The following is a 7,993-nucleotide window of genomic DNA, read 5'->3' as shown; positions in this document are numbered from 1 at the left end:
TCCAAGCATCGCTTCCATAGACCGTAATCTAATCCAGATAAATTTTTCTCTAAATAAGCAGATAAAAACAATAAACCTCTTTTGCTAGAAAAAATAATTTCATTATTTTCTGTATTTATTTTTATCTTTTCATAGTCATTGTACAAGTAATTAAAATCATCATTTTCATTAATTTTTATTTTACTTATTTCATTTTCCAAAAAGGAAATTTCATTACCTTTCTTAGCACCACTTGAATTCAATCGAATCTTCAAGCACACAGCTAAAAACCTTGTCAACCTATCATTTCTCACATCTCATCCAATCATAAGCGCTTATGAAATAGTTGCATTTTAGTGACGTTTGCTTCACGTAATGCTCATGAATCAACTTTGTTTGAAGCATGTAAGTCTTATGTTTTTATCAACTTACATACCTGAAAGCGATGCGATAGCCCCTGATTTCAGCAGTTACAGAGAGGCTCCCGAAGGAGTCTACTTAGTACAACCTACTTGTGCAAGCAGGTTAGACCAATGAAAAAAATAACTGTGCTGGTCATCCGATGACGACAATCATCGAAAGCAGGTCATGCGTATCATCAGACTCAACGAGGTTATAAACAGAACTGGGCTTGGCAAAACATCGCTGTACAAGTTCATCAAGGCTAAAACGTTCCCTCAGCCAATCGCTCTTGGAGAGCGAGCTGTTGGATGGGTTGAGGCCGAAGTTGACCAATGGATTACAGCGCGTGTAAATGAACGAGACTTATCTAAGATTAATACTTTCCCAGAGTAATAAACATCAATAATTTTCAGGAATTAAAGGAATTTAAAAATCGAAGGCTTGGTGTATCCAAGCCTTCGATTAAATCATTGTGTAGGGGTAGCTATATATAGAGAATATGTATAGATAGAGGTATATAGAGAATATGTATAGATAGAGGTGGGGTAGCTGGGGTTGTTTAAAGATAAATGACTTAGACAAAAGCTCTATATCAAGCATTCACTTGCAAAGCAGGTCAGTCTTTTGTGAAGCATCATGCATATGGCAATGCATACCACTTCATGATGCCAGTCAGGATTCAAGTTAAAAAACCAAAGGCACTCGTAGATGATTTGAGAAGAAGACAAACATCTAATGGATCTACAATGAGTAAACCAAACAGAAACCCTTACAACCCCAATCAAAAACTACATCACTCCAGTTTTTTTAATGGCTACGAGGTCTATACCAAGCGAGGCCCTTTAATCTATCAATATCTTTCAGGTATCGAGGTCTGTATAGATAGCGCACTCCAAGATTACAGCTCTGTCTTTGTATTGAGAATTGATCTAAAGCTTCCCTCAGACATTTCTGTCCCTCAAGAACGCCTTATAGAGCGATTCATTGCATCTTTGAGATCCAAGGTGCGCTCTGCCAGCAAGAGGTCCATGGATCAAGGCAAGCGCGTGCACCCCACCAACATCCGCTATGTATGGTGCAAGGAGTTCAGCAGCACAGACCAGCCTCACTATCACGTGGCACTGCTGATGAACAAACAGTCCTACTGGAAGGTTGGCAGCTATGACATCAGCGGAAGGAGTCTCTACAACATGATCGTAGGCGCATGGATGAGTGCACTGGGACTCAAAGACATGGAGCGGTACAAATACTTGGTGAACTTTTCAGAGAATGGCCAATATCACATGCGCAGAGACAGTCCTCTGAGCGTTGAAGAAGTTTTTTACCGGCTGAGCTATCTATGCAAGTTGGATACGAAAAAATTTGACTCTCCCGGTCATAGCTTTGGCTGCAGCAGGCAGTAATGCTGTTTCTAAATGGATTCATTCACATGTACTTCACTTGCCATGACGTCATGGTGTTTGTATCGAAGGATCTATCTATGAATTTGACATGTCCGTACTGCGACTCGAGTAGGGCTATGCGTCGTCGAGTTGGTGAACGTGCTGGATGCATGATCGGCGGCGTAGGTGGTGCTGTCGGCGGTGCGACTGCCGCTGCTGGAGGCGCCTCCACTGGTGCTGCTTTAGGTGCATTTGCTGGCCCTTTGGGTATCACCGTTGGTGCACTAGGCGGCGCATTGCTAGGCGCTTTATTTGGTGGTGTCAGTGGATCGGTTGCCGGCTCAGCAGCTGGCGCAAAACTGGATGAAACACTACTGGATACCTACCTGTGTATTGACTGCACGAAGACTTTCTAACGTTACCCCTCCCATGCAAGGCTCACCTCTTTGAGGTGAGCCTTTTGCGTTTATCTGACTGGAAAAATTCAAATGGCACACCTTATCGAAACCATGGCCTACACAGGCCAAACGCCTTGGCATGAACTGGGCAACGCTTTGCCAGCTAAGCAAAGCATTGATGTCTGGGCACAAGCCGCAGGCATGGATTGGCGTATCCAGGAAACACCTGTTCGTTATCTCGCTTCCGATGGAAATTCAGGACTCTCTGGCTTGTATGCCGAGCCCAAAGAGTTTCCTGAGCAAAAAGTTCTGTACCGCAGCGACACGCAGGCACCGCTCTCCGTAGTGGGTAGTCGCTACAACGTGGTTCAGCCGCGTGAGGTACTGGAGTTCTATCGTGACCTGACCGAAGTGGCAGGGTACGAGCTGGAGACAGCCGGGGTGCTCAAGGCAGGCCGTAAGTTCTGGGCTCTGGCACGCACTGGAAAGTCGGTGGCTCTGAAGGGTAACGATGTTGTCAACGGCTATTTGTTGCTGGCTACGTCGTGTGATGGTTCTCTGGCTACGGTGGCCATGCCTACGACCGTGCGCGTGGTGTGTAACAACACACTCACGATTGCACTCAAGGATGGCGTAGGTTCCGTCAAGGTGCCCCACAGCACCACGTTCGACGCACAGGCCGTTAAACGCCAACTCGGTATTGCAGTCGGTCAATGGGACAGCTTTATGTACCGCATGAAGACACTGGCTGAGCGCAAGGTCAAAACCCATGAGGCCATGAACTACTTCCTCAAGGTGATCTGCAACACAGATGCCCACTCTGACTTGTCAGTCGGCTTGACCAATGAGCGAGCGCTTAAGAAAGTACAGATGCTTTACGAGGGGCACGGCCGAGGTGCAGAAATGCATGCAGCCAAAGACACTGCCTGGGGCCTGCTGTGCTCTGTGACTGAGTTCATCGACCATGAAAAACAAGCGCGTAGCCAGGACAACCGCTTGGACAGTGCTTGGTTCGGCCAGGGAGCAGCGATTAAGCAGCGTGCCTTGGATCATGCTTTGCAACTGGTGGCCTGAGCATGCTCACTGGTTTGCTTCTCTGGCCGCATTGGCTGTTTCCGCTAGGTTTTCCTATTTACGTTCCACCCCTACGAACCGCCCTCTGAGGCGGTTTTTTTATGCCCGCAATTCTTGAGGGCCAAGGAGATTTGTATGTCTGTTCATTTGTTGAGCAATGCCACGCTGAATGTCCGTGAAACACCAGTGGAGCACCCCATCCGCCCTCGCAAGGGCGCCGCTTTGCGCCTAGTATCGACCAAGGACATGGCACGCGATGATTGGCTGGAAGTGCGTCGCACGGGAATTGGTAGTTCTGATGCAGCGACTGCCGTAGGTTTGAATCCCTACCAGTCCCAACTGGAATTGTGGATGCAAAAGACGGGCAAGGCTAACTTGCTGCCAGCGGTAGACCCCAACGATGACACCAGCCCCATGTTCTGGGGCACGCTGTTAGAACCCATAGTGGCTGCGCACTACACCAAGCGCACAGGCAACAAGGTACGCCGTGTGAATGCCGTGCTGCAGCATCCCAAGCATCCCTGGATGCTGGCCAATGTGGACCGTGAGGTGGTGGGTTCATCCGAGGTGCAAATTCTGGAATGCAAGACCGCTGGCATTCATGGTGCACGCCTGTGGAAGGATGGCGTGCCTGAGTATGTCCAGTTGCAGGTGATGCACCAGTTAGCCGTGACGGGCCACAAAGCCGCAGATGTGGCCGTGCTCATTGGGGGGCAGGAGTTGCGCATCTTCCGTATCGATCGTGACGAGGCCTTAATTGCCCGCCTGATTGAGATGGAGCATGCCTTCTGGCATCTGGTGGAAAGCAACACACCTCCAGCCGGAGATGGCTCTGACAGTGCAGAAAAAGCATTGCGTTGCCTCTATCCGAACAGCGTAGGTGAAGACGTGGATATGAGTGAGGACCCACAACTCAATGCCACGTTTGAAGCTCTGTTGCTGGCCCGTGAGCAGCTCGATGCCGCACAGAAGAAGGAAGCACGCCTGCGCCAGGCCATTCAGATCCACATGGGCGAAGCAGGCAAAGCCACGTTTGCCTGTGGTGGCAGTGTCACCTGGCGCCGCAGCAAGGATGGACAAGCGTTCGATACAGCGCAGTTCGTCAAAGACCATCCCGAGCTGTCCAAAGCCTACCTCACCACACGGCCTGGATCTCGGCGGTTTTGCGTGTATCCAGCTTGAGCTGACCATCCTTCCCACATCCATCCCCCTCTCGCTCCCTGTGGCCCATGCCACCGGGAGCTTTCTTTTTTTGGAGCAAAACATGATCAAAGGTTTGATGATTACCCCGCCCGTCATTGGCCGAATTTCTATTGGCAAAGTCGTGGAAAAGAATGGCAAGCGCCTGCCAGAGAAAGACGATGAATTCACCATCACCACCCAAGTCCAGCAGCGCGGACAATGGGTGCTACACCCGTTGGATGAGGCTTTGCGCCAAAGCCAACCAGATGCCTTCACCGTTGGCGGCATAAAGGAAGGCGCTGAGCCTTCCGACAGTCAAAGTGAAAGTATTCCCGCACGCAGTGCCAAGCGCACGCTCAAAGACAAGATGGGGGTTGCAGGTCAAGCGCCTGCAGAAACTAGCTCTCCACGACGGAAGCTGCGCAGCATTCCCGTGCGCGTCTTGTTCAATGACCCTGATCTAAACCTGCGAGCCAACTACTGCATGTTTGACCGCAGCACAGCGCGTCCTGTCTGCGTGGGTGACGGGGAGAGCAGCAAGCGCGTCACGGATCAAGGGCTGGAGACGATGGAATGTCCCGGTCCTGATAGCTGTCGTTTTGGGCTGGGTAACTGCAAGCCTTATGGGCGGCTGAACGTCAGCATCGGTGACAGCGATGAATTGGGCAGCTTTGTGTTTCGTACCACGGGCTTCAACAGCATTCGTACGCTCGTTGCACGCCTGCGCTACTTTGCTGCAGTCTCAGGCGGCCACCTGGCCGCCATGCCTCTAGAAATGCGGCTGCGGGGCAAATCCACCACACAGTCGCACCGTGCGGCCATCTACTACGCCGACCTGGTGGTGCGCACCGGCCTGAGCTTGAACGAGGCCATCGGCCAAGCCAAGGCGCTGGCTGCACAGCGCCAGTCTGCAGGATTTGCGCAGAGCGCTTTGGATGAGGCTGCACGTCTGGGCTATGCTAACGGCAGCTTTGAAGATGCGCCGGAGGAAGCGGCGGACATTGTGGAGGAGCTTTATCCGGAGGATACCGAGCCGCCAACACACCATCCCTAACGCCATTTTTTGCGCTTACAAGCCACCTGGCATGCAGTCCTTAGTGCAGCAAGACATCGAAGACCTCACCGCACTGCAGGTCACCAAGACGCCCACCTTCTTTGTCAATGGCCGACCGGAAACTGAGCCGGTGGCTCAGTTCTACTTCGGCGCGGACACACTAGTGGGAATGGGCATGCTCCTTGGGTTCTGAGCGGTTGAGCTTGGAGGCTGGATCCAGTGTCCCGCGAAGCAGCCTAAGCCCGTTGCCCACTACCAGTAAGCTCGCACCCATGTCCGCGAAAACCGCCATCCACATGGTCGCCGTGCCAACGACCGCCATCACCAGGAACACGCTCTTGATGCCCAGAGCCAAGGTGATGTTCTGCCAGAGCACGGCATGCGTGCGCTTGGATAGCCGCACAGTCTCGGCGACGCGCTGCAGGTTGTCGTTCATGATGACCACGTCGGCCGCTTCCATGGCGGTGTCGGTACCAGCGCCGCCCATGGCAAAACCGATATCAGCCTGGGCCAATGCCGGTGCATCGTTAATGCCGTCCCCGGTCATGCCGGTGGCGCCGTAGCGCTTTTGCATCTCCTTGATGGCGTCGAGCTTGGCTTCGGGCAGCAGGTCGCCGCGGGCGTCATCGATCCCCGCCTGCGCCGCGATTGCCTTGGCCGTGGCCGTGTTGTCGCCGGTCAGCATCACCGAGGTCACTCCCAGCGCCTTGAGATCGACGATGGCTTGCTTTGATGTCGCCCGAATGGTGTCTGCAACAGCAAACAAGGCCAGGACGCACGAATCGTCAGCCAGGAGGGTGACCGTGCGGCCTTGCTTTTCATGGATGGCGAGTTCCGCCTCCAGTTCAGGGGTGCACAGTCCCCGTTCATGGATCAGTCGGTGATTGCCCAGCACGAGGCGTACTCCATTGACCACGCCTTCGACACCGCGCCCCGGCAAGGCCTTGAAGTTTTCGGCCTCCGGGCCTGGTACTTCCAGACCCTGGATGATCGCCTTGGACACCGGGTGATCGGATCTGCCAGCCAGGCTGGCGGCCATCTGTTGGGCTGCAGCTTCATCGCCAGCGCCCCAGACGCGCCACTGCACCAGCTTGGGTTTACCTTCGGTGATGGTGCCCGTCTTGTCCAGCGCCACCGCCTTCAGGAGCCGCGCGTCTTCCAAGTAGGTTCCGCCCTTGATCAGGATGCCTCGGCGAGCGCCGGCCGCCAGTCCGCTTACCACCGTCACAGGCGTGGAAATGACCAAGGCACATGGGCAGGCAATCACCAGCAGGACAAGGGCCTTGTAGAGCGCTTCCAGCCAGGTCAGTCCCATCAGGAACGGTGTGAGAACTGCCACCGCCACCGCAATGGCGAAGACCGCAGGCGTGTAGATCGCGGCGAACCGATCGACAAAGCGCTGTGTCGGTGCGCGCGTGCCTTGTGCCTGCTCAACGGCTTGAATGATTCTGGCCAAGGTGGTGTTGCTCGATAGGGCCGTGACCTCGAACTCAAGTTCACCGGTCTCATTGATGGTGCCCGCGAACACCTGATCGCCGGGTGCCTTGTCCACGGGAATGCTCTCGCCAGTCACCGGAGCCTGGTTGATGGCCCCGTTCCCCTTCGTCACCTTGCCGTCCAGCGGCACCCGTTCTCCCGGCTTGATGCGCACGGTCGCACCGATGGCTACAGCGGCGACCGGCGTGGCAGACCATGCGCCATTGGGGCCCAGAACCAGAGCCTCTTCCGGCGCCAGTTCCAGCAACCCCTTGATCGCATTGCGTGCCCGGTCCACGGCCTTGGCCTCAATCAGCTCAGCAATGGCGTACAGGGCCATCACCATGGCAGCCTCGGGCCACTGGCCAATGAGGAAAGCGCCTGTGACGGCCACCGACATCAGGGCATTGATGTTGAGCTTGCCACGTAGCAGCGCTGCGATGCCCTTCTTGTAGGTGTCGATTCCAGCCAGCCAGATGGCCAACGCGGCGATGGCCATGCCTGCCACCTTCCAGGCCATCTGGTCGGGCGCGAAGAAGGAGAGCACCTCCGCGCCCGTGGCGAACACAAGCGCAGCCACCAGGCGAGAAATGCCGCCAGCGAACCCATGTCCATCGTCGTCGCCTTCGACAGGCCCTACTGCCGGCCCCCCCTGGGAGTTCATTGCGCCGGCCACCGGCTGTGGATCGAAGCCCGCCTTGCGGATAGCCTCCAGGGCCAAGGGATACGTGCTTTCTGCCGCATCGATCTTCAACGTGCGAGCACCGAGCTGGAAGCCCAGAGAGCGGATTCCGTCCAAGGGTTCCAGCGCGCGGCGGATTTCCGCCTCCTCGGCGCTGCAGTCCATGGTCGCAATTCTGAACAGCTTGACTTGGCCCGGGCCGCTTGCGGCGGCATTGACCGGAGAGGCGGAACTGGAGCATCCCGCTGAGCAGCAGGTGTCAACGCTTGAAGAGGTGCTGGTTTCTAGTTTCATGGCTTAATTGGAAACCCTGTAGTGACCTTAAAGTCAAGTGACAGCGCGAAATGCGCCCCAGCAACGTCAG

The 7,993-nt window shown here is 54.5% G+C and carries 8 protein-coding genes; 6 read left to right on the top strand and 2 right to left on the bottom strand.

Annotated elements, in window-relative coordinates; translation table 11 throughout:
- The coding region (locus tag FYM52_RS13700; protein ID WP_162524728.1) for a hypothetical protein at positions 1 to 260 on the bottom strand (260 nt) is incomplete at its 3' end.
- Between the two features lie 307 nt (positions 261 to 567).
- On the opposite strand from FYM52_RS13700, the gene FYM52_RS13695 reads away from it, so the two are divergent.
- The 6 genes from FYM52_RS13695 (at position 568) to FYM52_RS13670 (ending at position 5,471) form a co-directional block, all read left to right on the top strand.
- Positions 568 to 774, top strand: a complete 207-nt coding sequence (locus FYM52_RS13695) for an AlpA family transcriptional regulator (RefSeq protein ID WP_043384329.1) — start codon at positions 568 to 570, stop codon at positions 772 to 774.
- Between the two features lie 353 nt (positions 775 to 1,127).
- A complete protein-coding gene (locus FYM52_RS13690; protein ID WP_162524727.1) occupies positions 1,128 to 1,784 on the top strand; it encodes an inovirus Gp2 family protein in 657 nt (218 codons plus the stop codon).
- Positions 1,784 to 2,179, top strand: a complete 396-nt coding sequence (locus tag FYM52_RS13685; RefSeq protein ID WP_231499192.1) for a hypothetical protein — start codon at positions 1,784 to 1,786, stop codon at positions 2,177 to 2,179. The genes FYM52_RS13690 and FYM52_RS13685 overlap by 1 nt, the downstream gene beginning before the upstream one ends.
- 72 nt (positions 2,180 to 2,251) lie before the next feature.
- Entirely contained in the window at positions 2,252 to 3,235 is a 984-nt protein-coding gene (locus tag FYM52_RS13680; RefSeq protein WP_043384326.1) for a DUF932 domain-containing protein, read from the top strand.
- Positions 3,236 to 3,370: 135 nt separating this feature from the next.
- Positions 3,371 to 4,417: a YqaJ viral recombinase family protein gene (locus FYM52_RS13675; protein ID WP_045267213.1), complete on the top strand. Its 1,047-nt coding sequence runs from the start codon at positions 3,371 to 3,373 to the stop codon at positions 4,415 to 4,417.
- 82 nt (positions 4,418 to 4,499) lie between these two features.
- Positions 4,500 to 5,471 (top strand): hypothetical protein, encoded by a 972-nt coding sequence (locus FYM52_RS13670; RefSeq protein WP_043387440.1) that lies wholly within the window; start codon positions 4,500 to 4,502, stop codon positions 5,469 to 5,471.
- Between the two features lie 160 nt (positions 5,472 to 5,631).
- Here FYM52_RS13670 and FYM52_RS13665 read toward each other — a convergent pair whose 3' ends face one another.
- Complete coding sequence (locus FYM52_RS13665) at positions 5,632 to 7,923, bottom strand: cation-translocating P-type ATPase (RefSeq protein ID WP_255446813.1); 2,292 nt, start codon at positions 7,921 to 7,923, stop codon at positions 5,632 to 5,634.
- Positions 7,924 to 7,993 lie beyond the last annotated feature (70 nt).

This window comes from Comamonas sp. CAH-2 (assembly GCF_009668305.1).
In the GTDB taxonomy this organism is placed as follows: Bacteria; Pseudomonadota; Gammaproteobacteria; order Burkholderiales; family Burkholderiaceae_C; genus Comamonas; species Comamonas aquatica.
This window is presented reverse-complemented; position numbering and strand designations above follow the sequence as displayed.